The sequence below is a fragment of the Saccharibacillus endophyticus genome, assembly GCF_013185185.1.
GTDB lineage: Bacteria > Bacillota > Bacilli > Paenibacillales > Paenibacillaceae > Saccharibacillus > Saccharibacillus endophyticus.
This window is the reverse complement of the sequence record NZ_JAAZWE010000001.1, coordinates 565,693-588,654: the sequence shown is the minus strand read 5'-3', so window position 1 is coordinate 588,654 and position 22,962 is coordinate 565,693. Positions and strand designations below refer to the sequence as shown.

Here is a 22,962-nt window from a genome sequence, read left to right as displayed (position 1 = left end):
GGAAAAACCCTTGAACGAACGACCGCTTTCATTTTAGACACCCGTGCTTGAGCTATTCTCAATCGCGGAAATAGTAACCTGCTTCGAGATCTTCCAGCAGCTCCGGATGCTCAGGCTTCCAGTTCAGCAAATGCTGTGTTCGGTCGCTGGAAACTTCGCAATTGGCCGATGCCGCAAAATTCAACCAGCCGAAATGCGCGGGAGCGTCCGCTGCCGGGATCGATTGAACAGGAAGATTCAGGTGACGCCCGATGACCTCCGCGATCGAACGGAACAACACGCCTTGCTCAGCCACGCCGTGCAAGCGGGTTCCTGCCGGAGCCGATTCCAACGCCAGCCGGAACAGACGCGCCGCGTCCGAACGATGAACGGCCGGCCAATGATTGGAGCCGTCTTCGACATAAGCGGAAAACCCTTTTTCGCGAGCGATCCCTACCAACGCCCGGACGAACCCGTAATCATGCTCGCCGTGGACAGTAGGGGAGAGCCGAACGACCGAAGCCCGGATTCCGCGCTCCGTCAGCCGATCCACGCCCGTCTCGGCATAACGTCCGCTGCCGACAGGCCGTTCATCCTCCGTGCCGATCCGATCCTGCGGCAGCATCAACGTCCCGGACGTGAGCACGACAGGCTTTCCGGTTCCCGCCAGCGCCTCCCCGATCGCTTCGGTCGCTTGACGGTCCGCTTCCTCCGCGGCCGCCCGGTCCGAAAAATCGTGAATATACGCCAAGTGGATCACGCCGTCCGCCTGCTCCGCTCCGCGTCGCAATCCGTCCAGATCTTCAAGCGAACCTAACCATACGTCCGCACCTGCCGCTTTCAACGCTTCTTCGCCTTTGCCCGAACGAGCCAATCCCACAACCTCGTGTCCGGCCTCCAACAATTCCCGCACGACCGCCGTTCCGATGAATCCCGTCGCTCCCGTAACAAATACTTTCATGATATCCCGCCTCCAAATGAGTTGATTTCGATTGCCGCATGAACAGCCTAAACTATAGAGTGAACTCTATAGCAAGCATCAATTTTTCATGATATGATGCGGGCATGGAAACCACATTTTCGAGCAAACAAGCCGCAGCAGAGACGGGTCTCAGCATTCACACGCTGCGCTTTTACGAGCAAGAAGGACTGATCGACGGCATCCGGCGCGATCCAAACGGATACCGCATCTACTCCGCGTCCGATATCGCCTGGTTTCAGGTCATCACCTATTTCCGCAAATTGGGGTTGAGCGTCCAAGACATCAAGCTGTTCAATATCCCCAAAAACGGCCAAGCCTCCAGCGCCACCGCAAGACGCGAATTCATGGAAACCTACCGCGAAAAAGTCGTCGAACAAATGAAAGAACTCCAAGACTCCCTCGACAAAATCGACTACAAGATCGAATTTTTCCGAAACATGGAACGTTCGGAGTCGACGTGAAAGCAAGAGCGTTGAAAGGCTTTACAGAAAGTCACGTAGGCGCGGGAAGCGAGAAGACTGCAAGAAAAATTGCCAGCGTATGCTTCCGAAGTGCCTTTCTTCGAAATGCTTTAGGTCGCGTGTTGAAATCGGGAAAAGAGATTAAATTTTCAGCGGAATTTTCCCGATTTCAAAGGCGATCACTATTAGCTTATGCTTCCGAAGAGGCTTTTCTTCAAAAAGCCTGTACTTCACTGAATTTCTCTCTCCGTCTTCTCGCTTCCAGTTACGCTAGACTTTCTCGACGCGTTGTGCCTTTCTTCGAAAGGCTTTAGGTCGCGTGTTGACATCGATAAAGCAAATCCGACGCCTAAATCAGGGCGTGTACGCAAATTCGTTGAAATGCATCTTTGCATGCATTCAGCAGTCGCGTACACGCCCTGTTTTGCATGAATAAAAGGCAGTCTCGAACTCAAAAACAATTGCGCAGAAGCCGATTTCCCAACATTTAGCATCAAATCCATAACCCAGCGAGCCAAGCGGAGGGAGAAATTCAGTGTAGGAGCGCTAGCGATCGCCTTTGTATTTGGGAAGCTTCCTTTATAAAATCCAATCCAGCTTCCCAAATGCAACACGCGACCGAAACGAATTTCTCCCGCAGCGCCATTCAGCACGCCCTCAACTAAAATCCCCTTTTTCAATGCGTTTAGGGTTTTCCCCCCGCGCAATAGGACATTCCCTAATGGGATGCCGACTCCCGGTCTTTCATAATGAAAAGTAACCGAAAAGGAGTGTGGATCATCCGATGAAGAATCCGACGAAAAGAAAATTCGGACTCAACTTTTTCAAACCGGTCGAAAGCTATTCCGATAGTTGGTCGATCCTCGAAGAAAAGAACAGGGAATGGGAAAACGTCTACCGCCAGCGGTGGTCCCACGATAAAGTCGTGCGCACGACGCACGGCGTAAACTGTACAGGATCGTGCAGTTGGAAAGTATTCGTGAAAAACGGCATCATCACTTGGGAGAACCAGCAGATCGATTATCCGTCCTGCGGAGCCGACATGCCGGAATTCGAACCGCGCGGCTGTCCTCGCGGCGCGACGTTCTCCTGGTACGAATACAGCCCGCTGCGCGTGAAATACCCGTATATGCGCGGCAAGCTTTTCCGGATGTGGGAAGCCGCTTTGCGCGAGCATCAAGACCCGATCAAAGCTTGGGCCAGCATCGTCGAAAATCCGGCCAAATCGATGGAATACAAAAAAGCCCGCGGCAAAGGCGGCCATATCCGCGTGAATTGGGACGACGCGCTTCAATTGATTTCCGCGCAGCTGATCTATACGATTCGCAAATACGGACCGGACCGGATCGCGGGCTTCACGCCGATCCCGGCCATGTCGATGGTCAGCTACGCGTCCGGCGCGCGCTTCATCTCGCTGCTCGGCGGCGAAATGCTGAGCTTTTACGACTGGTACGCCGACCTTCCGCCGGCTTCGCCGCAAATTTGGGGCGAGCAGACGGACGTGCCGGAATCGTCGGACTGGTACAACTCCAGTTACCTGATGATGTGGGGTTCGAACGTGCCGTTGACGCGCACGCCGGACGCCCACTTCATGACGGAAGTCCGCTACAAAGGAACGAAAGTCGTTTCCGTCGCGCCGGACTTGGCCGAAAACGTCAAGTTCGCCGACAACTGGCTGGCTCCGCATCCCGGTACCGACGCCGCGTTGGCGCAAGCCATGACGCACGTCATCCTGGACGAGTTTTACCAAAAGCGCCAGGAACCGATGTTCATCGACTACGCGAAGCAGTACACGGACATGCCGTTCCTGATCCTGCTCGATCCGCACGAAGACGTATGGAAAGGCGGACGTTTCCTGCGTTCGAGCGATCTGGGCTCAGCGGAAGCCGGAGAACACGCGGATTGGAAACCGGTCATTTACGACGAAGCTTCGGACGAGATGCTCGTTCCGAACGGTACGCTCGGCCAACGTTGGGAACAGGGCAAGAAGTGGAACCTGATCCTCGAACGCGAAGACGGCACGAAGGTGGAACCGGCCATGTCCGTGGAGAACCACGGCGGCGAATGGCTCGAAATCGCGTTCCCATTCTTCGACAATGCGGGTAACGGCACGTTCAAACGCGTCATTCCGGCCAAAAAAATCACGCTCGCCGACGGCACGGAACGTTACACCGCCACCGTCTACGACTTGATGATGAGCCAATACGGCGTCGCGCGGATCGAAAGCCCATATAATGCGTCGGGCTACGACGATGCGGAATCGTTCTACACGCCGGCTTGGCAGGAAAAAGTAACCAGCGTCAAAGCCTCCGTCGTCACGCAGATTGCCCGCGAATTCGCGCAGAACTCGCTCGACAGCGGCGGCCGTTCGATGATCATCATGGGCGCGGGCATCAACCACTGGTTCAACAGCGACACGATCTACCGTTCGATCTTGAACCTCGTCGTGCTGACGGCTTCGCAAGGCGTCAACGGCGGCGGCTGGGCGCATTACGTCGGTCAGGAAAAATGCCGTCCGATCGAAGGCTGGTCGACGCTGGCGTTCGCCAAAGACTGGCAAGGGCCTGCCCGACTGCAAAACGCGACATCGTTCTTCTACTTCGCGACCGATCAATGGCGTTACGAAGAAAGCAGCACCGAATCGCTCAAATCTCCGACCGGCGGAGACGTAACGTACAGCCATCCGGCCGATTACAACGTGCTCGCCGCTCGTCTGGGCTGGCTGCCGTCGTATCCGCAGTTCAACAAAAACAGCCTGATGTTCGCCGAAGAAGCGGCGCGCGAAGGCAAAAAGTCCAACGAAGAAATCGTGAAACACGCGGTGGACGAAGTCCGCAGCGGCAAAACCAAATTCGCCGTCGAAGATCCGGGCGCGCCGGAAAACTTCCCGCGCTCGCTGTTCATCTGGCGTTCCAACCTGATCTCCAGTTCCGCGAAAGGTCAGGAATACTTCATGAAGCATCTGCTCGGCGCATCCGACGCGCTGCTGGCGAAGCCGAACGAAGAAGACAAGCCGGAAGAAATCGTATGGCGCGAAGACGTGGAAGGCAAGCTTGATCTGATGGTCGCGCTCGATTTCCGCATGACGACGACTCCGCTGTTTGCCGACATCGTGCTGCCGGCCGCGACCTGGTACGAAAAAACGGACCTCAGCTCGACCGACATGCATCCGTTCGTGCATCCGTTCAACCCGGCGGTCAATCCGCTGTGGGAATCGCGCTCGGACTGGGACATCTATCGCCGCCTTTCGGAAGTGTTCTCCGAGATGGCGAAAACGCATCTGCCGGGCGTTTACAAAGATCTGGTCACCGCGCCTCTCGGCCACGACTCGGTCGGCGAAATTTCGCAGCCGATGGGTCTGATCAAAGACTGGTCCAAAGGCGAGATCGAAGGCGTGCCGGGCAAAACGATGCCGAACTTCAGCATCGTGGAGCGCGACTACACGCAAATTCATAACAAATACATTACGCTCGGCCCGAACCTTGCGATCGGCAAAACCGGCGCGCACGGCGTCAGCTTCTCGGTAGCCGAAGAGTACGAAGAACTTAAGCAGTTGAATGGCGTGCATTATGACGAAACGATTAAGGACGGACTGCCGAAGCTGGACTCGGCGCGTCATGCGGCCGACGCAATTCTGCACCTGTCGTCGGCGACCAACGGACGCGTCTCGCAAAAAGCGTACGAATCGGCCGAGCACGACCACGGCGTCGAATTGAAAGACATTTCCGCCGACCGCGCCGCGGAGCGCATCACGTTCCAAAGCATCACGTCGCAGCCGCGCGAAGTCATTCCGACTCCGGTGTTCAGCGGCTCGAACAAAAAGGGACGCCGTTACTCGCCGTTCACGACGAATATCGAACGTCTGGTTCCGTTCCGCACGTTGACGGGACGCCAGCATTTCTATCTGGATCACGAAGTGTTCCTGCAGTACGGCGAGGCGCTGCCGGTCTACAAACCGACGCTGCCGCCGATGGTGTTCGGACCTCGCGACCGTGAAGCGAAAGGCGGCGTGGATACGCTGGTACTTCGTTACCTGACGCCGCACGGCAAATGGAACATCCACTCCACGTACCAAGATAACCAGCACATGCTGACGTTGTTCCGCGGCGGTCCGACGGTATGGATCAACAACGAAGACGCGGATGCGCACGGCATCAACGATAACGATTGGCTGGAAGTGTATAACCGGAACGGCGTCGTAACGGCGCGTGCCGTCGTCAGTCACCGGATGCCGCGCGGAACCATGTTCATGTATCACGCGCAGGACAAGCACATTCAAGTACCGGGTTCGGAAATTACCGATACGCGGGGCGGCAGCCACAATGCGCCGACGCGCATTCACTTGAAACCGACGCAAATGGTCGGCGGCTACGCGCAGCTTAGCTACGGTTTCAACTATTACGGTCCGATCGGCAACCAACGCGACGTGTACGTTGCCGTCCGCAAGATGAAGGAGGTCAATTGGCTTGAAAATTAAAGCGCAAATCGCGATGGTCATGAACCTCGACAAATGCATCGGCTGCCATACGTGCAGCGTGACCTGCAAAACCACCTGGACGAACCGCAAAGGCGCGGAATACATGTGGTTCAACAACGTCGAGACCAAACCGGGCATCGGATATCCGAAACGTTGGGAAGACCAGGAACTGTACAAAGGCGGCTGGCAGCTGCGCAAAGGCAAACTGGAGCTGAAATCCGGCACCAAGCTGTCCAAAATCGCGCTCGGCAAAATCTTCTATAACCCTGACATGCCGGAAATGAAAGATTACTACGAGCCGTGGACCTACAACTACGAAGACCTGACCAATGCGAAAGACCGGCAGCACTCCCCGGTCGCACGCGCGCATTCCGTCGTCACCGGCGAAAAAATGGATCTCGAATGGGGTCCGAACTGGGAAGACGATCTGGCCGGCGCGCATATTACCGGCCCGCTCGATCCGAATATCCAAAAGATCGAAGAAGAGATCAAGTTCAACTTCGAAAAATCGTTCATGGTGTATCTGCCGCGTTTGTGCGAACACTGCCTGAATCCGAGCTGCGTCGCGTCGTGTCCTTCGGGTGCGATGTACAAGCGGGAAGAGGACGGCATCGTGCTCGTCGACCAGGAAGCCTGCCGCGGCTGGCGCTACTGCATGACGGGCTGCCCGTACAAAAAGGTCTACTTCAACTGGCAAACCAACAAAGCCGAGAAGTGCACGTTCTGCTTCCCGCGGATCGAAGCGGGCCTGCCGACCGTCTGCTCGGAAACGTGCACCGGACGCATCCGGTACCTCGGCGTTCTGCTCTACGACGCGGACCGCGTGCACGAAGCGGCATCGACGCCGGACGAAAAAGATTTGTACATGGCGCAATGCGACCTGTTCCTGAATCCGAGCGATCCGGCGATCATTGCCCAGGCGCGCAAAGACGGCATTTCCGAAGACTGGATCGAAGCGGCTCAGAACTCTCCGGTCTACAAACTGGCGATCGAGCACAAGCTGGCTTTCCCGCTGCACCCGGAATACCGCACGCTGCCGATGGTGTGGTACGTGCCGCCGCTCAGCCCGATCATGAACTACTTCGAAGGCAAAGACTCGATCGAAAATCCGGACATGATCTTCCCGGCGATCGACGAGATGCGGACGCCGATCCAATACCTGGCGAACATGCTGACGGCCGGCGACACGGTGACGGTCAAGGAATCGCTGCAGCGCATGGCGATGATGCGCTCCTACATGCGTGCGAAAACGACGGGCAAAGAGTTCGACGAAAGCCGTTTGGCCAGAGTCGGACTGACGGCCCGCCAAACGGAAAGCATGTACCGCCTGCTGGCGATCGCCAAATACGAAGACCGCTTCGTCGTGCCGACTTCGCACCGCGAAGGCTACGTGAACCCTTACCGGGCGCAAGGCGCCGCGGGCTTCGGCGACATGCTCGGCGCGATGGGCGCAAGCACGGGCTGCGACGGCTGCGGGCCGGCGGTATCGTCGATCGATCCGAATGCCGAAGCGCCGGTCAAAACGGGCAAAGAGATGTACGAAGAAAACTTCTATGGAGGGATCTGGCGTGATTGATGTTGCGAAGCTGTACGATTACAAAACGTCTTTCGGATTTTTCGCCAGTCAGCTGATGTATCCGGAGAAGCGGGATTTCCATCCCGCTTTTCTGGAAGAATCGTTTTCGGCGGATCATCCGGCACTCGAAGACGTTAAAGCCTACTGGGATCGGATGCACGAGCTGAGCCTGGACGAGATCCGGGAGCAGTATACCGAGACGTTCGATTTTCAAAAAGACTGCGCGCTGTATATGACTTATTTCAAATTCGAAGATGCCAAGGAACGCGGACAGATGCTGCTGCGGATGAAAGTGCTGTACGAGATGTTCGGGTTGGAAATGCCGGAAGGCGAACTTCCGGACTATCTGCCGCTGATGTGCGAATTCCTTTATGCCGCCGAATGGATGAAGGAACGCAAAGCGCCCGAAAATTTCCGGCTGCTCTTCGCGATTTTCGAAGACGGCACGTACCACTTGCTGCAAGCGCTCGAGAAGCTGGACAGCCCGTACCGTTACCTGGTGCAGGGACTGCGCCGCACGTTGAGAGCCTGCGTAGAACAGGAGACCGTAAATCCATGAACATGTTCGATCAATTCCTTTGGGTCATTTTCCCGTACGCCTGCCTCATGATTTTCGTCGTAGGCCATATTTTCCGCTATCGGCACGACCAGTTCAATTGGACGGCCAAATCAAGCGAATTCATCGAGAAAAAACAATTGATGTTCGGCAGCCTGCTGTTCCATCTGGGCATCATTCCGGTCGCGTTCGGCCATATTTCCGGACTGCTGATCCCGAAATCGTGGATGAACGCGATGGGCGTCAGCGAGCATATGTACCACATCGGGGCGGTTTATATCGGCGGGATTTTCGGCGCGATGACGCTGATCGGCATGCTGCTGCTGACGGCGCGCCGCTTCACCATCCGCAACGTGCGCCGTCTCAGCTCCGCGTCCGACCTGATCGTCAACGTATTACTGCTGTTTATCGTGTTCATGGGCATGTACGCGACGTTGTTCACCAATGCCGTTCAGCCGGAATTCGATTACCGCGAGTCGATCTCGATCTGGTTCCGCGGACTGTTCATGCTGCGCCCGGACGCTTCGCTGATGCATAATGTGCCTTGGTCGTTCAAAGTCCATGCGCTCACGGGCTTTGCGATCTTCGCGTTCTGGCCGTTCACGAGGCTCGTTCACGTATGGAGCGTGCCGTTGAATTATGTCGGGAGAAGTTATATCCTTTACAGAAGACACAAATCCAATTAATTTCTTGGCCGATCCGCAGTCATTGAATGAAATTCGCAGACAACCAGCGGAATGAACCATACGGTCAAGAATCGGAGGGAGCGGGCCCGGCCCGCTTTTCTACTTTCGCTGGGAGATGCATAAACATGGGATTACACGCAGATTACCAAACGGAGTTGAACGCGATGCGGCAGGCGTTCGGCTATGATTTTTTGGCATTGGCGCTCGTGGAGCCTGCCGAACAGCAATACGTGATTCGCTGGAAGTACGCGACCGGAAATCTCAACGAACGTTTTCGCCGCATCGTGCTCAAGTCGGGCAAAGGCATCGCCGGAATGGTGTTCAAGACGGGGAAATCGGTCTTTATTCCTTCCGTCCGCGACTATGTGGCGGCAAGCAGTTTGTTCAACTATCCGATCGTGCAGTCCGAAAAGCTTGAAAGCTTGGGCGCCGTGCCGATTTGGAACGATGCACGCGTATCCGGAGTTTTGCTCGGAGGGTTTCGCGAAGAACATTTGATGACGCCCGATTTGATGTTCGCGCTTGAACAAGCGGCGAGGCACGGGATCGGCGAGCTGGACGGCAAGGAGGTGGCTTCGCATTGAATCCTTTGCCGGAAGTCGGACCGATGAGCCCGTTGATGATGAAGCTGTTCGAGAACAGCAAAGAAGCCATTTTCTTTTTCGATAAGTCCGGACGCGCGTTAGCCATGAACCCGGCCGCCGAGGAGATCGTCTCCGAGGACGTACTGATGAAGCTGTACGAAGGCAGCGAAAAGGCATTATGCGGAACTTGCCGGGGCTATACGAGCGATACCGAGCAAATCACCTGCCTCGACTGTTATTTTCAGCTTCCGGCCTCTGCCGAGCATTCGTCTTTTCAGGTTTACCTGGAGACGAAGGGCAAAGGCGTCGTTCCCTATGCCGGGTCGTTCCATACGGTAGACCCCGAGAACGGAACACGGGTATTCATGCTGCGGGATTTGACCCCTCAGCTGCGCGTGCAAGAGAAGCTGTACCAGAACAAGATGATGAAGCATGTGATCGAAGCGCAGGAGAACGAACGCAAACGTCTTTCCCGCGAACTGCACGACAGCGTCGCTCAGGAGCTGATGAGTGCCGTCGTCGATCTTCGCGTGCTTAAATATATGACGGACGACGATACGGTATTGAAAAAGGTGAAGCAGACCGAAGCCGCGATGACCCGCCTGCTCGACGATATTCGGCATCTGTCCGTCGAGCTTCGTCCGGCGGCTCTCGATGATTTCGGCCTGGAGGCCGCTTTCCGTTCCCACTTCAAAAGGGTAGAGGAGAACTACGGGCTGGTCATCCGATTCGTATCGGGCGTGGCGCGCAAGCGTTACGACAGCGACATCGAGACGGTCATCTACCGGATCTGCCAGGAAGCGGTGTTGAATGCGTTGAAATATGCTCAGGTCGATACGGTCAGCGTGCATCTGTTCGAGCGCGACGGCCTGCTTCGGCTTGAAGTCGAGGATGAAGGCGAGGGCTTCGAAGCCGGATCGGATCCGATCGGAACGGGGCTCGGCCTGTATGGGATGCGCGAACGGGCCGAGCTTGCGGGAGGATCGTTGAACGTGCATTCCGAACCCGGAATCGGCACGCGGGTGCTGCTGCAAATCCCGATACCGGAATCCAAGGAAAAGGAGTAATGACGGATGAAAATCGTAATCGCGGACGACCACGCCATCGTAAGGAGCGGCTTTTCCATGATCCTGAATTTTCAGCCGGACATGGAAGTCATCGCCACTGCCGCCGACGGCATCGAAGCTTATGCGGCAGTCGCCAAAAATAAACCCGACATTCTCGTCATGGATCTCAGCATGCCGCCGGGAGAAAGCGGACTGATCGCCACGGGCAAGATCAAGGAAGATTATCCGGACACGAAAATCCTTATTCTGACCATGCACGACGACGAAGAGTATCTGTTCCACATTTTAAAAAGCGGCGCTTCCGGTTACGTGCTTAAAAACGCGCCTGACGAGGAGCTCCTGCTGGCGATCCGGACCGTTCACGCGGGAGGTACATACATCCATCCCAAAATGGCGACTTCGCTGGTGCGGGAATTCATCAAGCACGACAAGTCGGGCAGCTCCGAAGATCCGTTCGAGCTGCTTTCGAAACGCGAGCTGGAGATTTTGCCCCTGATCGCCAAAGGCTACGGAAACAAGGAAGTCGCGGAGAAGCTGTTCATTTCCGTCAAAACGGTCGAAGCCCACAAGGCCAAAATCATGGAAAAGCTTCAACTCAAAAATCGTCCGGAGCTGGTCGAGTACGCGCTGCGCAAAAAACTGCTCGACTTCTGACCGGCATTAGACGGAGGTGAACATCACAATGAATCTGACATTCGAAAAACCGGCGATGCGATTGCTGGAAAACGAGCATCGTTACCTGTCTTATCTGGCCGAAGAGTGGCATCCGCTCGTGCTGCGCCTGGAAGAAGAACAAGATCCGCATACGGCGCGCGTGCTGCTCGGCACGCTGCGCGAGAAGCTGGAGCGTTTCCGCATTCCTTTGAAAAAGCACATGGACAAGGAAGAAGAACACTTTTTCCCCGCGCTCGGCGGGTATATCGGCTTTGAACAAGGACCTCTGGTCGGCATTCAAGAAGAGCATAGGGAGATCGAAGCTTACCTGGATCATTTCATGCATCATACCGAAGTCGATCCGGAGAACTTGACGCTGGAAGAAATCCGCGCTGCCGTTCGTGACGCGGGCGAGGCGTTCGAGGTACTCACCGTCAATCACGTAAAAGAAGAAACGGTACTGTTCCCTATGGCCGAAGCCCGGATTTTGCCCAAGCAGATGCTGAAGCTGTACGAACGGATGAACACGATGATCACCTGATCGCCCCGCCGGACCGAAATTGTGACGAAAAAACGACTTCGAAACCCTGATAGACAGGAATTTCGGAGTCGTTTTTGCATGCCTATGCGCCTAAAACCTCAATCTTCGCTCGGAAAAAAGCTTTTCAGGGTTTACCCTGCCTTTGAAAGGGGACTCCCCTATATGCCCTGAACGAGGGGGTCGCTACAATGAGGACAGTAGATCGGCGGGCGGCGAGCGTCTTCGAGACGATCGCTTTCCGGCCGGACGAATAACTGTCGAAAAGGTGCGTGCAACATGATCAAAAAAATGCAGCTCCCGCTTCAAACCCTGAACCTGACCCTCGGGTTCATGGTCTGGGTCATCATCTCGTCGCTGATGCCTTTCATCAAGGAAGATATCGCCATTCCGGCGGATCGGTTGGCGATCGTGACGGCCATTCCGGTCGTACTCGGCTCGATCTTGCGCATTCCGCTCGGGTACTACGCCAACATCATCGGCGCGCGTCTCGTTTTCCTCATCAGTTTTGTGCTTCTGCTGTTTCCCGTGTATTATATCAGCGTAGCCCAATCGATGACCGCGCTTATTATCGGCGGATTGTTCCTGGGGGTCGGCGGTGCCGTATTTTCCGTCGGCGTCACGTCGCTGCCCAAGTATTATCCGGCCGAAAAACACGGCTTCGTCAACGGCATGTACGGCATGGGCAATATCGGCACGGCGATCAGCACGTTCGCGGCTCCCGTATTGGCCACGCAAATCGGCTGGCAGGCTGCGATCAAGTGGTACCTGGTTCTGCTGGGCATCTTCATTATTTTGAACTTCGTGTTCGGCGACCGCCGCGAAGTCAAAGTGAAAACGCCGATCATCGAGCAAATCAAAGGCATTTACAAAAACGAAAAGCTGTGGCTGGTTTCGTTGTTCTACTTCATCACATTCGGATCGTTCGTCGCGTTCACGGTCTACCTGCCGAACTTCCTCGTGACCAACTTCGGTCTGGACAAGGTAGATGCGGGCATGCGGACTGCCGGATTTATCGCGATCGCTACCTTCTTCCGTCCGGTCGGGGGATGGCTGGCGGATCGGTTCAAGCCTTTGCTGCTGCTCGGAGGCACATTCGCGGTCTATACCATCGCGGCCATCCTGTTGGCGTTCTCGCCGTCGCTCGGCCCGTACACGGTAGGCTGCCTGGCGATCGCTTTCTGCGCAGGCTTGGGCAACGGCATCATTTTCAAGCTGGTACCGTTCTATTTCCAAAAACAATCCGGTATCGCCAACGGAATCGTTTCCATGATGGGCGGCTTGGGCGGGTTTTTCCCGCCGATCATGCTCGCAGCCATTCACGGGGCGACAGGGCAATATTCGATCGGATTCATGCTGCTGTCCCAAGTCGCGATGGTCAGCATGGTGCTTGTGTTCTGGTTGTACTATCAAGATAAAATGCAGTCCGACGCCGTAGGCGGAAAAAAAGTATCCAAAGCGCAATCCGAAACGATGCGCAAATAAACAAGCGGGCACCGACCCGTTTGCACGCAAACAGCCGTCCGGCAATACCGGGCGGCTTCGCATGCAAGGAGGCACTGATCCATGAACACTCTTCAAGGCGACCGTTATTCCCGCCAAATACGATTCGGTCCGATCGGCACAGCCGGACAAGCGGAACTGGAGCAAGCTTCCGTGGCCGTGATCGGCTGCGGAGCGCTTGGCTCGGCGATTGCCGAGACCTTGACGCGTGCCGGCGTGGGAGAACTGCATCTGGTGGATCGGGATTACGTGGAATGGTCCAATCTTCAGCGGCAGCAGCTTTTTACCGAACAAGATGCCGAGCAGATGACGCCTAAAGTCGAAGCTGCGCGCGAGCGATTGCTTCAGATCCGTTCGGACGTTCGTTTACATACGTATTTCGACGATCTGGATCCGACCTTGATGCGCCGCCTGGCGGCAACTTGTTCCTTGATCATGGATGCCACCGATAATTTCGAGACGCGGCTGCTCATTAACGATGCTGCGCTGCAAGCGGGCATTCCCTGGATTTACGGCGCGTGCGTAGGCAGTTCGGGTACGGTATTTCCTTTCGTTCCGGAACGTTCGGCTTGCTTCCGCTGCCTCGTTCCCGTTCTTCCGGCAGCCAACGATACCTGCGATACGGCAGGCATCATAGCGCCGGCCGTTCAGACGACGGCGGCGATCCAATGCGCGGAAGCGATGAAATGGCTCACCGGAAATCATGAAGCGCTGCGGACGAAGGTGCATCATTTCGATCTGTGGACGGGCACGCAGATGGATACGGGCATATCCCGGATCCGCCAAGCCGATTGTCCGTCTTGCGGCCCGGCTCCGACGTATCCGTCGCTGCAGCGCAGCGCCAGACCCGCTTACGCTTCGCTTTGCGGAAGAGACACGGTGCAAGTCCTGCCGGACCCTAACCGTCCCGTCACGCTGGACGACGCGGAACGCATCGGCCGCCGCGCAGGCGGCAAAATCCGGCGCACCCCTCATTTTGTCGAGTTCCATGCCCTCGATGCCCGGTTCGTTTTGTTCATCAACGGCAGATTGCTGATTCACGGAACCGGCAGCGTGGCCGAAGGACGGACCTTGCATCGCAAATTATTCGGTTAAGATATAGAATCGGAGTACAGGGAAGGAAGGCAAGAAGGGGAGGGCTTACCATGAGCGAATATATACCGGACCAAACAGGAAATGAACGCGCGATCCGCTTGGCTCTGCTGACGGTCAGCGATACGCGAACCAAAGAAACGGACAAAAGCGGCGGACGCATCCTGGAACTGGCGGGCGAGGCGGGAATCGAAGTTGCCGAATACACATTATGCGCGGACGATGCCGAAGCGATTCATTCCATCGTCGCAGGTTGGTTGCTGCGCGGCGAAATCGACGCGATCATCACCACCGGCGGCACCGGAATCGCGGCCCGCGACGTCACCCTGGAAGCCGTCCGTCCTTTGTTCGAAAAAGAACTCGACGGCTTCGGCGAACTGTTCCGCTACCTCAGCTTCGCCGAAGACATCGGCACCCGGTCCGTCCTGAGCCGCGCGGCGGCAGGGACGGCCAAAGAGAAGGTCATCTTCGCTCTTCCCGGCTCCACAGGCGCCGTCACGCTCGCCATGAAGCGCATTATCCTGCCGGAACTGCGCCATATGCTGCATGAACTGACCAAACATCGATTAGAGCATTAAAAGCAATAACATAATACAGTGCCAACAGAAATTAATTTGGATGTTGGAAATGTTTTCATCTTTCTAACCAAAAAAGGAGCGCCAAGCGCTCTTAACGGTCCGCAAATTCCTATTCCATCGTGAAACTTACAGGCGGAGGGAAAAATTCAGTGAAAGACGCCTTTGAGCTCGGAAAATCACTCCCTGAATTACCGTCCATGTTTCCGAGTGAGACAGCGTCTTGAACGAATTTCTCCCGCAGCCGCCCGTCAAGCTTCACCCCAGCGAATAGGAATTTCCGGACAACGTCAGAGCTGCTTAGCGCTCCCTAACGTAATCGCCTGATTTGCCGCCGGTTTTCTCCAGCAGCATCGTCGGTCCGATCACCATTTCTTTGCCCGCTGCCTTACACATGTCGTAGATCGTAAGCGCGGCGGCGCTGGCGGCGGTCAAAGCTTCCATTTCGACGCCGGTCGGGCCTTTGGTACGCACGGTCGCGTACAGGAACACTTCGTAGGAAGCCTGCGATTCGTCGACTTTCCATTCGAATTCGATATCCACGCCGCTCAGCATGAGCGGATGGCACATGGGAATAATCTGAGCGGTATTTTTGGCAGCCATAACGCCCGCAATCTGCGCCACGGCAAGCACATCGCCCTTTTTATTCCCGCCGGTTCGGATCTGATTATAGATCGTTTCGTTGACGCGGACGGAAGTCGTCGCGCGCGCGGTGCGCACCGTCTCGTTCTTTTCCGACACGTCGACCATGCGGGCGCGTCCCTGTTCGTTAAAATGAGTCAATTCAGACAAAAATGATCATCCCTTCATCTGTTCGGATGACCTCAGTATAGCATGGGCAAAGGAGAAGAGATCAATGGTTGAAGTTAGAATCCCCATTTCCGTAAGCGAAGCCGTAAAGCGAATACAGGCGGAAGCCGGAATGTTAGGCAGCGAGTTCGTTCCGCTCGAAGAATCTTATGGACGCATCCTCGCCAAGCCTTTGGTCGCGGCTCATGACGTACCGTCGTTCGACCGCTCGCCGTACGACGGCTTTGCTATTCGCTCGAAAGATTCCGCCGGTGCGTCGGGAACGAATCGCGTGGCGTTCGAAGTGGTCGATCATATCGGCGCAGGCGCGGTATCCGGCAAAAAGGTCGGAAAGCATCAAGCCGTCCGTATCATGACCGGCGCGCAGCTGCCTCAGGGAGCGGATGCGGTGGTCATGTTGGAACAGACTCAGGAAAGCGGCGCGGCCGCCGATGCGGAAGGCGCTGCAATCAGCGCCGCATTCACGATCCGCAAGCCGTTCGAAGCAGGCGAGAATATATCTTTCCGCGGCGAAGACATGAGTTCGGGCGAAGAAATCCTGCCGGCGGGCAGCTTGGTCCATCCGGGAACGATCGCGCTTCTGGCAACGTTCGGTTATGAACGGGTCGAGGTTGCGAAGCTTCCGGTCGTAGGCATTCTATCGACGGGAACCGAATTGCTGGAACCGGGTTCCGCGCTTCAACCGGGCAAGATCCGCAACAGCAACGGTCCGATGATCGCGGCTCAATTGCGGCGAATGGGCGTTCGGAGCCGAATGTACGCAGCCGCGGTCGACCGTCTGGACGACATGCTGGAGACCGTTCGGCAAGCGTTGACGGAATGCGACTGCCTGATTACGACGGGCGGCGTATCGGTCGGCGATTTCGATCTGCTGCCGGCCGTTTACGAACAGCTCGGCGCGAACGTATTGTTCAACAAGGTAGCGATGCGGCCGGGCAGCGTAACCACGGTAGCGGTTCTGGACGGACGGTATCTGTTCGGACTATCCGGTAACCCGTCGGCTTGTTACACGGGCTTCGAATTGTTCGCCCGGCCCGCGCTGCTGAGCATGATGGGAGCCGAACGCGTTTACCCGATGCAGACTCAAGCGGTTCTCGGCGAAGATTTCGGAAAAGCCAATCCGTTTACGCGCTTTGTCCGTGCCGTCTACGACGGCCGCAGCGTTCGTCCGGCCGGATTCAATAAATCCAACGCGGTATCCTCGATCGGACGCGGCAATGCCTTGATCGTTCTGCCGGGCGGAACACGGGGCTTCAAAACCGGAGATACGGTGGATGTGCTTCTTCCCGGCATGGAGGAAGGCTCGTCCGTCTGGACACTATGAGGAAGATCAGGCGACTGGGCGGCGAACCCTTGAACAACTCGCGGCCCCGCAGCATCCACGGCGAAACAAGTGCTTCCAAGCTGCTTCAGATTGTCGGCTTCAAAAACAGCGGGAAAACAACGCTGACCGAAAGCCTGATCCGCACCGCTCTGGATCTCGGTTTCCGGACCTCCGCCATCAAGCATCACGGACACGGCGGAGCGCCGGATCTTCCGCCGCCGGCTACGGATGCCTCTCGATTGTTCCGAGCGGGAGCGGCCAGTTCGATCGTCGTCGGCGGCGAGGTCGCTTTACTGCAAGTCAGGCAGCGGCAAGAGTCCGACCGAATCGATGATCTGAATACGCTGATTCGATATACGGAGAACTGCGCCGATCCGGATCTGATTCTGATCGAAGGATTCAAGAACGAACGGCATCCCAAGATCGTGCTGCTTCGTTCCCTGGAAGACTGGACAAGCCTTCGATCATTGCCGAATATCGAATTGATCGTCACGGCGAACGAAGATCTTCCGGCCGAAGTTGCAGCAGCACAGAAACATGCGGACGAGAAATCGAAACTCCCGATCTTCTCCCGACGACAAAGCGAAGACATTGCGGCCTGGTTTACCGATTGGCTGAAAGGAGATCGTCATGAAAGCTTATGAGATTGTAACAGAACCGATTAATCCCCAGCTCTACGCGGACTACGTGCTGCGCCCCGAGGCCGGAGCCGTGACGCTGTTTACCGGACATGTGCGGGAATGGACGCGCGGCATTCGCACGCTGTACCTCGCTTACGAAGCCTATATCCCGATGGCCGAAAAGATGCTGGCGAAAATCGGCACGGAAATCGAAGAAAAATGGCCGGGCACGAAGACCGCCATCGCCCACCGGATCGGAGAGCTGAAGATCGGCGAGATCGCCGTCGTCATCGCGGTATCTTCGCCGCATCGGCGCGATGCCTACGAAGCCAACGAACACGCGATCGAACGCATCAAGGAACTTGTTCCGATCTGGAAAAAGGAAATCTGGGAAAACGGTACGGAGTGGATCGGCGATCAACGCCGAAAGCCCGAGGAAGGAGAGACGCCATGATCACCATTTTTTATTTCGCGGGCCTCCGGGAAGCCGCGGGCAAACCGCAGGAACAAGCCGAACTTGCCGGACGTACCGTTAACGAGCTGCTGGAATGGGTACGTAACCAATACCCGAACCTTTCGCTGGATGCCGTTCGCGTCGCCGTGAACGAAGAATACGCGCTGCCCGAAGACGTGCTGCAAGCCGGCGATACGGCCGCATTGATTCCTCCGGTAAGCGGCGGATGAACGGGGCGGACGGCACGCATGCAAGCGGCAGCGACCGAGAAAAATGCCGGACGGTGGGCGTGCTTCTGGCGGGCGGGTTATCGCGCCGCTTCGGTTCGCCCAAAGCTTTCGCCCGGCTGAGCGGGGAAGGAGCGGACGGCCGCATGTTTTACGAGCGGGCGCTGGACGCGCTTCGCGAGGCTTGCGACACGGTTCTTGTCGTCGCGAGCCGGGAGCTGGAAAACCGATTCCCTCCGCATCTCGATGTTTGCACGGATCTGCCGCAGATGGAAGGCCGGGGACCGCTCGCCGGAATCTGCACCGCCATGCGAAAGCATCCGAATGCGCGCTATGTCGTCATGGCTTGCGATATGCCGTTCATCGGGGCAGCCGATGTGCGGAAGCTGCTCGAAACGGCCGGGAACGTTCCCGCGGCCGACGTCGTCGCGGTCCGTACTGCGGAAGCTCCCGTTCCGCTGTTCAGCGTCTGGCGTCACGGCGCCGCCGACAGGCTGGAAGAATCCGTCTCGGCGGGCGATCTGAGCGTGATGAAAAGGCTCGCCGGACTGAATACCTGCTGGATCGATGCCGTAACCATTAACGAAAACGAGAACGTATTCCGCAATTGTAATACCCCCGACGACAGCGACATAAAGCTGAATTAGGAAAGGAGGAAGGACCATGAACCGTCAAACGCCTACAGACCGGCTGCGCAGGCCGATCCGCGATCTGCGCATTTCCGTCACGGACCGCTGCAATTTCCGCTGCTCGTACTGCATGCCCAAAGAGATCTTCGGCGACGATTTCGCCTTCATGCCGAAAAGCGAGCTGCTGACCTTCGAGGAAATCGAGCGCCTGACCAGGCTGTTCGCCTCGATCGGAGTGAAAAAAATCCGCTTGACCGGCGGAGAGCCGCTGCTGCGCAAAGGCATGCCCGATCTGGTCTCCCGCATCATGCGGGTCGAAGGCGTGGAGGACGTGGGCCTGACCACCAACGGCGTGCTGCTCGGCTCCCATGCGCAAGCCCTTCGCAAAGCGGGGCTCCGGCGCTTGAACGTCAGCTTGGACGCGCTGGACTCCGAACTGTTCGGCCGCTTGAACGGCCGAGGGATCGACTCGGCGCTGATATTGAAGCAGATCGACCGCGCGCTGGAGACCGGATTCGACGTCAAGGTCAATATGGTCGTGCAAAAGGGCGTCAACGAATCCGAAATTTTGCCCATGGCCGCTTATTTCAAACAAAGAGGCGTGACTTTGCGCTTTATCGAATTCATGGACGTCGGAAACGATAACGGATGGAGCTTTAAAAAGGTCGTCACGAAAAAGGAAATTTACGAACGCCTGCGCGACGTGCATGAGCTGGAAGCGGTAGAACCCGATTATTTCGGCGAGGTCGCCTCGCGTTATCGATATCAAGGAACGGATGCGGAAGTCGGCTTTATCACTTCGGTCTCGGAATCGTTTTGTTCGTCCTGTACCCGGGCGCGGCTGTCTTCCAACGGCATCTTTTACACGTGCCTGTTCGCTTCTCAAGGCTTCGATCTTCGGGCGCTGCTGCGCGGCGGCGCGAGCGACGAAGAAATATTGGCCGCGATCATCGGGGTATGGGAAGCCCGCGCGGATCGTTATTCCGATGAACGGACCGAGCAAACGGCGCGAAATCGCAAAAAGATCAATATGTCGTATATCGGCGGTTGATGCTTATTGGTGCTTAAACGCAGCGAAGATTTCATGGTCCCGGCGTTGTGCAAAACAAAAGACGGTTTCCCCGAGCATACCGGAGAAACCGTCTTTTTCGTTCGTCTTTTTCGACCCTGAAGGTGCGCTTGAGCGTCGAAACCCGCTTAGCTGTTGATCGAAGGGGATTGGCCGTCGTTTTTTGCGGCGTCGAAATTGCCTTCTCCGACGCGGCGTCGAATTTCTTCGTCCGAAAGCTGTCGGACGATCGGGCCGGTCGGGATATCAGATGGCGCGTCCTGTCCCGAATCCGAATGTTCGTACCGCTCGTACTTCGCGAATCCCGCGTTGATGCGGCGTCCGGCCGCTTCGCGTTCCTCGCGCGTCATGAATTCCGTATCTTCCGGTCTGCCTTCGTTTGCCATGTCGTATTCCTCCTCGGTTCGAGTAAACGTCTTTCTACGCATTACCCGAACCGCTCGGGACTCGAAACTTGGTTCAGAACTTGACCGGCAGAGCCGCCAAGCCCTGCGAGTTTCGCTTTCTCGTCGCGCTGCATATGGCCGCCCTGCGCGTCGCGATCGAAGAACGGCTCGAAAACGAACAATCTCCGCCGCTTTCCGCGCTGCTGGAGCGGCGGCTTGTTTTTTGACCGTTTCTTACCGAAAAGCCGCGATCTGCGCAGATCGCGGCTTTTCGAGTGCATCCGCATAGGCAATACCGTTTTACTTTGCATTGCAGCTCTTCTTTACATGGAAAGTGAGTTTGCCTCAGTGGTTTGGGTAAGTAAGTTTTGACTCGACGAGGAAAGGAGAGACGCACATGCTTATCCGGGGAAAAAAATGGGAAAGCCTTCTGCTGACGGCGGTGTTGGCCATGTCGGCGTTGACGGGATGCGGCGGAGGCGAGCGGGCCGAAGGAGTAACGGGGCTGCTGGACAACGACAAGTTCGTGTTCACGGCGTCCGGCGAGTTTCGCCCGTTTAGCTACCTGAACGATGATTTGACCATGTCGGGCTTCGATATCGAAGTCGGCAACGCGATTGCCGAGGAGCTCGGCGTCGAACCGGTAGCCAAGCGGATGAAAATGGTCGGTCTGGTGGAAGGCGTCAAGAACGGCCGTGCGGATGCCGCGGTCGCCAGCTTGACGATCAACGATCTCCGCGCCAAGCACGTCTTGTTCTCCACGCCGTACTACTATTCGGGACCTCAAATTTTCACCCGTCCCGACAGCCCGATCCAAACGACGGACGATCTGAAAGGCAAAGAAGTCGCGGTCGCCAAAGGAACCAGCTATCTGGATATCGCCAAGCGCTATACCGGCAACGTCAGAACGTACGATAGCGATATCACGGCGCTGCAGGCTCTGGCCGACGGGCGCCACGACGCGGTAATCACGGATTTCGTGACCGGACGCACCACGATCCAGGAAGGCTTCGCCGTCGAAGAACGGCAGCTGATCGAACGAAGCGAACAAGCCGTCGTCGTGCCCATGGACAATCCGGCGCTGCTGAAACGGATCAACGAAGCGATCGACGCTTTGCGCGAAGACGGCACGCTGAAGCAGATCAGCGAAGAATACTTCGGCGAAGACATCACGACCGAACCGGAAGCCGCGGCCGCGGATTGACCGGTCATATCTGACAGAAGGGACGTGCCCGAATGAACGGAATTGCCCAGTTTTTCGAAACGTTTGCAAGCAGCAGCGGGCTGCTGACGAGGGCCATGGTACTGACGCTGGAACTCACCGTCGTTTCCATCCTGCTCGGGATCGTCATCGGCCTGTTCGTGGCGCTGCTCAAACTGTCGGGGATCAAAGCTTTGGCTTGGGTCTCCAACGCGTATATTTATTTGATTCGGGGAACGCCCCTGATCGTGCAGATCTTCATTTTGTACTTCGGTCTCAGCGGCCTGTTCCTGATCCCCGATTTCTGGGCGGCTTCGCTGGCGCTGGCTTTCCATAACGCCGCTTATATCGCGGAAATCTTCCGCGGTTCGATCCAATCGATCGACAAAGGACAGATGGAAGGGGCTACCTCGCTCGGCATGAAGCGTTCGCTGGCCATGCGCCGCATCATCCTGCCGCAGGCGTTCCGCAGAGCGCTTCCGCCGCTCGGCAACCAGTTCATCATCGGACTGAAAGACTCGTCGCTCGCCGCTTTCATTTCGATGAACGAACTGTTCAACGTGGCGACGACGCTTGGCTCGAACAATTTCGACGAAATGACGTACCTGATTATCGTGGCGATCTACTATCTCATCCTGGTCGGTCTGCTGACGCTGGCCGTGCGCGCCGTGGAACGCCGAATGGCGATCAGCGAACGTTAAGCTTCATCCATTTTTCAAACTGAACGAAAGCGGGGATGACGATGAAAGAAATGATCCGGCTGCAAGGACTGACCAAATCGTTCGGCGACCTGCAAGTGCTCAAAGGCATCGATTTGGTCGTGCAGGAAAGCGAGGTGGTTTGCCTGGTCGGCGCGAGCGGTTCCGGCAAAAGCACGCTGCTGCGCTGCCTGAATTTTCTGGAAGAAAGCAGCGGAGGCAAAATCCAGATCGAAGGCAAAGCCATCGATCCGAAAAACGACGATCTGAACAAAATCCGCGAGAAGGTCGGCATGGTGTTCCAGCAGTTCAACCTTTTCCCGCATATGACCGTGCTCGAGAATGTTATCGAAGCGCCTGTCAGGGTCAAAAAAGTGCCGAAAGAACAGGCGATCCGCGAAGCGAAAGAACTGCTGCTCAAGGTAGGGCTGGAAGAAAAGGCGGACGTGTACCCCGGCAAGCTGTCGGGCGGCCAAAAGCAGCGCGTGGCGATCGCGCGGGCGCTGGCCATGAAGCCCGATATCCTGCTGTTCGACGAAGCGACTTCCGCGCTGGATCCCGAATTGGTCGACGAAGTGCTGCGGACGATGCGGGACTTGGCAGAAGAAGGCATGACCATGGTCGTCGTGACGCACGAAATGAATTTCGCGCGCGAAGTCGCCGATACGGTCGTTTTCCTGCACGGCGGCACGATTATCGAAAAAGCGCCGGCGCAGGAATTTTTCTCGAATCCGAAAGAGCCGCAGACGCAGAGCTTCCTGCAGACGGCTTCGGTCAGGTAGCTTGATCCGAAACGAAAATGCGCATCCGCAAG

26 protein-coding genes are annotated in these 22,962 nt (G+C 56.5%); 22 read left to right on the top strand and 4 right to left on the bottom strand.

What is annotated here, in order from left to right:
* Positions 1-58: 58 nt before the first annotated feature.
* The gene (locus tag HRQ63_RS02710) at positions 59-940 is read right to left on the bottom strand and encodes an SDR family oxidoreductase (protein WP_172238732.1); all 882 of its coding nucleotides are present in this window, start codon (positions 938-940) and stop codon (positions 59-61) included.
* A gap of 104 nt (positions 941-1,044) precedes the next feature.
* Between HRQ63_RS02710 and HRQ63_RS02705 the strand changes: the two genes are divergently transcribed.
* A complete protein-coding gene (locus HRQ63_RS02705; protein ID WP_172238729.1) occupies positions 1,045-1,422 on the top strand; it encodes a MerR family transcriptional regulator in 378 nt (125 codons plus the stop codon).
* 230 nt (positions 1,423-1,652) lie between these two features.
* Here the strand turns inward: HRQ63_RS02705 and HRQ63_RS02700 are convergent, their stop codons facing one another.
* The gene (locus tag HRQ63_RS02700; protein WP_172238726.1) at positions 1,653-2,102 is read right to left on the bottom strand and encodes a hypothetical protein; all 450 of its coding nucleotides are present in this window, start codon (positions 2,100-2,102) and stop codon (positions 1,653-1,655) included.
* A 104-nt stretch (positions 2,103-2,206) separates the two neighbouring features.
* Between HRQ63_RS02700 and HRQ63_RS02695 the strand changes: the two genes are divergently transcribed.
* The 11 genes from HRQ63_RS02695 to HRQ63_RS02645 all read left to right on the top strand — a co-directional run bounded on the left by HRQ63_RS02695 (position 2,207) and on the right by HRQ63_RS02645 (position 14,733).
* Entirely contained in the window at positions 2,207-5,899 is a 3,693-nt protein-coding gene (locus tag HRQ63_RS02695) for a nitrate reductase subunit alpha (RefSeq protein WP_172238723.1), read from the top strand.
* Positions 5,889-7,475: a nitrate reductase subunit beta gene (gene narH / locus HRQ63_RS02690; RefSeq protein WP_172238720.1), complete on the top strand. Its 1,587-nt coding sequence runs from the start codon at positions 5,889-5,891 to the stop codon at positions 7,473-7,475. The genes HRQ63_RS02695 and narH overlap by 11 nt, the downstream gene beginning before the upstream one ends.
* Positions 7,468-8,034, top strand: a complete 567-nt coding sequence (gene narJ / locus HRQ63_RS02685) for a nitrate reductase molybdenum cofactor assembly chaperone (RefSeq protein ID WP_172238716.1) — start codon at positions 7,468-7,470, stop codon at positions 8,032-8,034. Before narH ends, narJ begins: the two co-directional genes overlap by 8 nt.
* A complete protein-coding gene (gene narI / locus HRQ63_RS02680) occupies positions 8,031-8,717 on the top strand; it encodes a respiratory nitrate reductase subunit gamma (protein ID WP_172238712.1) in 687 nt (228 codons plus the stop codon). The genes narJ and narI overlap by 4 nt, the downstream gene beginning before the upstream one ends.
* A gap of 125 nt (positions 8,718-8,842) precedes the next feature.
* On the top strand, positions 8,843-9,301 hold the full coding sequence (locus HRQ63_RS02675; protein ID WP_172238709.1) for a GAF domain-containing protein: 459 nt from the start codon (positions 8,843-8,845) through the stop codon (positions 9,299-9,301).
* Between the two features lie 23 nt (positions 9,302-9,324).
* Positions 9,325-10,368 (top strand): sensor histidine kinase, encoded by a 1,044-nt coding sequence (locus tag HRQ63_RS02670; protein WP_172240531.1) that lies wholly within the window; start codon positions 9,325-9,327, stop codon positions 10,366-10,368.
* 6 nt (positions 10,369-10,374) lie between these two features.
* Positions 10,375-11,022 (top strand): response regulator, encoded by a 648-nt coding sequence (locus tag HRQ63_RS02665; protein WP_172238706.1) that lies wholly within the window; start codon positions 10,375-10,377, stop codon positions 11,020-11,022.
* 28 nt (positions 11,023-11,050) lie between these two features.
* Positions 11,051-11,563: a hemerythrin domain-containing protein gene (locus tag HRQ63_RS02660; protein WP_172238703.1), complete on the top strand. Its 513-nt coding sequence runs from the start codon at positions 11,051-11,053 to the stop codon at positions 11,561-11,563.
* 276 nt (positions 11,564-11,839) lie between these two features.
* Positions 11,840-13,045: a nitrate/nitrite transporter gene (locus tag HRQ63_RS02655; RefSeq protein WP_172238700.1), complete on the top strand. Its 1,206-nt coding sequence runs from the start codon at positions 11,840-11,842 to the stop codon at positions 13,043-13,045.
* Positions 13,046-13,126: 81 nt separating this feature from the next.
* Positions 13,127-14,158, top strand: a complete 1,032-nt coding sequence (locus HRQ63_RS02650) for a ThiF family adenylyltransferase (protein WP_172238697.1) — start codon at positions 13,127-13,129, stop codon at positions 14,156-14,158.
* Positions 14,159-14,208: 50 nt separating this feature from the next.
* Entirely contained in the window at positions 14,209-14,733 is a 525-nt protein-coding gene (locus HRQ63_RS02645) for a MogA/MoaB family molybdenum cofactor biosynthesis protein (RefSeq protein WP_172238694.1), read from the top strand.
* A gap of 297 nt (positions 14,734-15,030) precedes the next feature.
* Here HRQ63_RS02645 and moaC read toward each other — a convergent pair whose 3' ends face one another.
* Entirely contained in the window at positions 15,031-15,522 is a 492-nt protein-coding gene (gene moaC / locus HRQ63_RS02640) for a cyclic pyranopterin monophosphate synthase MoaC (RefSeq protein WP_172238691.1), read from the bottom strand.
* Between the two features lie 64 nt (positions 15,523-15,586).
* Here moaC and HRQ63_RS02635 point away from each other — a divergent pair, with 64 nt between their 5' ends.
* The 6 genes from HRQ63_RS02635 to moaA are packed head-to-tail and all read left to right on the top strand — an operon-like array spanning position 15,587 to position 19,845.
* Positions 15,587-16,864, top strand: a complete 1,278-nt coding sequence (locus HRQ63_RS02635; protein ID WP_172238688.1) for a molybdopterin molybdotransferase MoeA — start codon at positions 15,587-15,589, stop codon at positions 16,862-16,864.
* A 29-nt stretch (positions 16,865-16,893) separates the two neighbouring features.
* Entirely contained in the window at positions 16,894-17,508 is a 615-nt protein-coding gene (gene mobB, locus HRQ63_RS02630; RefSeq protein ID WP_172238685.1) for a molybdopterin-guanine dinucleotide biosynthesis protein B, read from the top strand.
* Complete coding sequence (locus HRQ63_RS02625; RefSeq protein WP_172238682.1) at positions 17,495-17,938, top strand: molybdenum cofactor biosynthesis protein MoaE; 444 nt, start codon at positions 17,495-17,497, stop codon at positions 17,936-17,938. The genes mobB and HRQ63_RS02625 overlap by 14 nt, the downstream gene beginning before the upstream one ends.
* Complete coding sequence (gene moaD / locus HRQ63_RS02620; RefSeq protein ID WP_172238679.1) at positions 17,935-18,168, top strand: molybdopterin converting factor subunit 1; 234 nt, start codon at positions 17,935-17,937, stop codon at positions 18,166-18,168. The genes HRQ63_RS02625 and moaD overlap by 4 nt, the downstream gene beginning before the upstream one ends.
* Positions 18,165-18,812 (top strand): molybdenum cofactor guanylyltransferase, encoded by a 648-nt coding sequence (locus tag HRQ63_RS02615; RefSeq protein WP_172238676.1) that lies wholly within the window; start codon positions 18,165-18,167, stop codon positions 18,810-18,812. Before moaD ends, HRQ63_RS02615 begins: the two co-directional genes overlap by 4 nt.
* A 16-nt stretch (positions 18,813-18,828) precedes the next feature.
* Positions 18,829-19,845 carry a GTP 3',8-cyclase MoaA gene (moaA, locus tag HRQ63_RS02610; RefSeq protein ID WP_172238673.1) on the top strand — a complete coding sequence of 339 codons (1,017 nt, stop codon included), beginning with the start codon at positions 18,829-18,831 and terminating at the stop codon, positions 19,843-19,845.
* A 146-nt stretch (positions 19,846-19,991) separates the two neighbouring features.
* On the opposite strand, the gene HRQ63_RS02605 is transcribed toward moaA, so the two are convergent.
* Positions 19,992-20,249, bottom strand: coding sequence for a hypothetical protein (locus HRQ63_RS02605; protein ID WP_172238670.1), 258 nt, complete (start codon positions 20,247-20,249; stop codon positions 19,992-19,994).
* A gap of 68 nt (positions 20,250-20,317) precedes the next feature.
* Here HRQ63_RS02605 and HRQ63_RS02600 point away from each other — a divergent pair, with 68 nt between their 5' ends.
* The 4 genes from HRQ63_RS02600 to HRQ63_RS02585 all read left to right on the top strand — a co-directional run bounded on the left by HRQ63_RS02600 (position 20,318) and on the right by HRQ63_RS02585 (position 22,930).
* The gene (locus HRQ63_RS02600) at positions 20,318-20,476 is read left to right on the top strand and encodes a hypothetical protein (RefSeq protein WP_172238667.1); all 159 of its coding nucleotides are present in this window, start codon (positions 20,318-20,320) and stop codon (positions 20,474-20,476) included.
* A 170-nt stretch (positions 20,477-20,646) separates the two neighbouring features.
* Entirely contained in the window at positions 20,647-21,453 is an 807-nt protein-coding gene (locus HRQ63_RS02595; RefSeq protein ID WP_172238664.1) for a transporter substrate-binding domain-containing protein, read from the top strand.
* Between the two features lie 32 nt (positions 21,454-21,485).
* Positions 21,486-22,151: an amino acid ABC transporter permease gene (locus tag HRQ63_RS02590; RefSeq protein WP_172238661.1), complete on the top strand. Its 666-nt coding sequence runs from the start codon at positions 21,486-21,488 to the stop codon at positions 22,149-22,151.
* Between the two features lie 35 nt (positions 22,152-22,186).
* Entirely contained in the window at positions 22,187-22,930 is a 744-nt protein-coding gene (locus HRQ63_RS02585; protein WP_280529283.1) for an amino acid ABC transporter ATP-binding protein, read from the top strand.
* The last annotated feature ends 32 nt before the right edge of the window (positions 22,931-22,962 follow it).

Excerpts from the sequence above, each read along its gene's own strand:
- HRQ63_RS02710 (WP_172238732.1), bottom strand. The coding sequence starts at position 940 with ATGAAAGTATTTGTTACGGGAGCGACGGGATTCATCGGAACGGCGGTC.
- HRQ63_RS02705 (WP_172238729.1), top strand. The coding sequence starts at position 1,045 with ATGGAAACCACATTTTCGAGCAAACAAGCCGCAGCAGAGACGGGTCTC.
- HRQ63_RS02695 (WP_172238723.1), top strand. The coding sequence starts at position 2,207 with ATGAAGAATCCGACGAAAAGAAAATTCGGACTCAACTTTTTCAAACCG.
- narI (WP_172238712.1), top strand. The coding sequence starts at position 8,031 with ATGAACATGTTCGATCAATTCCTTTGGGTCATTTTCCCGTACGCCTGC.
- HRQ63_RS02675 (WP_172238709.1), top strand. The coding sequence starts at position 8,843 with ATGGGATTACACGCAGATTACCAAACGGAGTTGAACGCGATGCGGCAG.
- HRQ63_RS02670 (WP_172240531.1), top strand. The coding sequence starts at position 9,325 with ATGAGCCCGTTGATGATGAAGCTGTTCGAGAACAGCAAAGAAGCCATT.
- HRQ63_RS02665 (WP_172238706.1), top strand. The coding sequence starts at position 10,375 with ATGAAAATCGTAATCGCGGACGACCACGCCATCGTAAGGAGCGGCTTT.
- HRQ63_RS02660 (WP_172238703.1), top strand. The coding sequence starts at position 11,051 with ATGAATCTGACATTCGAAAAACCGGCGATGCGATTGCTGGAAAACGAG.
- HRQ63_RS02655 (WP_172238700.1), top strand. The coding sequence starts at position 11,840 with ATGATCAAAAAAATGCAGCTCCCGCTTCAAACCCTGAACCTGACCCTC.
- HRQ63_RS02650 (WP_172238697.1), top strand. The coding sequence starts at position 13,127 with ATGAACACTCTTCAAGGCGACCGTTATTCCCGCCAAATACGATTCGGT.
- HRQ63_RS02645 (WP_172238694.1), top strand. The coding sequence starts at position 14,209 with ATGAGCGAATATATACCGGACCAAACAGGAAATGAACGCGCGATCCGC.
- HRQ63_RS02635 (WP_172238688.1), top strand. The coding sequence starts at position 15,587 with ATGGTTGAAGTTAGAATCCCCATTTCCGTAAGCGAAGCCGTAAAGCGA.
- HRQ63_RS02625 (WP_172238682.1), top strand. The coding sequence starts at position 17,495 with ATGAAAGCTTATGAGATTGTAACAGAACCGATTAATCCCCAGCTCTAC.
- moaD (WP_172238679.1), top strand. The coding sequence starts at position 17,935 with ATGATCACCATTTTTTATTTCGCGGGCCTCCGGGAAGCCGCGGGCAAA.
- HRQ63_RS02615 (WP_172238676.1), top strand. The coding sequence starts at position 18,165 with ATGAACGGGGCGGACGGCACGCATGCAAGCGGCAGCGACCGAGAAAAA.
- moaA (WP_172238673.1), top strand. The coding sequence starts at position 18,829 with ATGAACCGTCAAACGCCTACAGACCGGCTGCGCAGGCCGATCCGCGAT.
- HRQ63_RS02605 (WP_172238670.1), bottom strand. The coding sequence starts at position 20,249 with ATGGCAAACGAAGGCAGACCGGAAGATACGGAATTCATGACGCGCGAG.
- HRQ63_RS02595 (WP_172238664.1), top strand. The coding sequence starts at position 20,647 with ATGCTTATCCGGGGAAAAAAATGGGAAAGCCTTCTGCTGACGGCGGTG.
- HRQ63_RS02590 (WP_172238661.1), top strand. The coding sequence starts at position 21,486 with ATGAACGGAATTGCCCAGTTTTTCGAAACGTTTGCAAGCAGCAGCGGG.
- HRQ63_RS02585 (WP_280529283.1), top strand. The coding sequence starts at position 22,187 with ATGACGATGAAAGAAATGATCCGGCTGCAAGGACTGACCAAATCGTTC.